General features: G+C 27.2%; 1 protein-coding gene. It reads left to right on the forward strand.

The window, feature by feature from the left end:
• Positions 1–224 precede the first annotated feature (224 nt).
• A partial coding sequence (locus tag RCF13_RS02395) for a hypothetical protein (protein ID WP_308140808.1) occupies positions 225–788 on the forward strand: 564 nt, incomplete at its 3' end.

The following is a 788-nucleotide window of genomic DNA, read 5'->3' on the forward strand; positions in this document are numbered from 1 at the left end:
ATAATGCAATATATGATATCAGGCAAAATAGTTTATTATATGACTACCAATTTTAATACAGTGCTACTCGTTGATATTTAAGAAAGCTTATCCAATAATAGATTTTACAACTTATGAACCTTTGTAATAATTGCATTATTTAATATTTTCTGATAACATAGATATAGATATAAAAATTTAAAGGTATAGGGAAGTATGGAGACGATTTCGAGAAATTTATTGATTTGGTCAAAAATACGGTAGATGAATCTTGTGAAGAAATATCTAAAAAATTACAAAATCCCCAAAATGAATTGAAACGCCTTTCTATGGAGATATTCGAAAAAGAAAAGATGTTAATTGATACAGGTGAAGTAACGGAAAAGGATCTAATAGACTACACGAAGAAATTAATAGATTATATTCGGAAATCTGGAATTGATAATAAGGAAATGCCGGATTTAATTGAGAAAATAGATCAGAATTTAATAGATAAGTTTATAAAAATAAAACAAGATATAATTCAGAAGAAAGAATCTAATGAAAGTTTAAAAGGCGATATAATAAATGCAAGAGAATTTATTTCCTTGACACCTCAAACTTATAGTGATGAAAAAAATCAAATCACATCTCAGCTTAGAACAGTGGAACAGAGGAATGAGCGACAGAAAGAGGAATGGAAAATTGTTAACGATAGAAAAATTTCATTTAAGTCGTTAAAGGTAAGAAGAAATACATATCAAAAAATAAAAGAGAGTCAAAATGCATTGACGGAAGAAATAGTGAAATATGAAACTGAACTTCAAAAT

The organism is Stenotrophomonas maltophilia group sp. RNC7 (genome assembly GCF_030910085.1).
Taxonomy (GTDB): Bacteria; Pseudomonadota; Gammaproteobacteria; order Xanthomonadales; family Xanthomonadaceae; genus Stenotrophomonas; species Stenotrophomonas sepilia.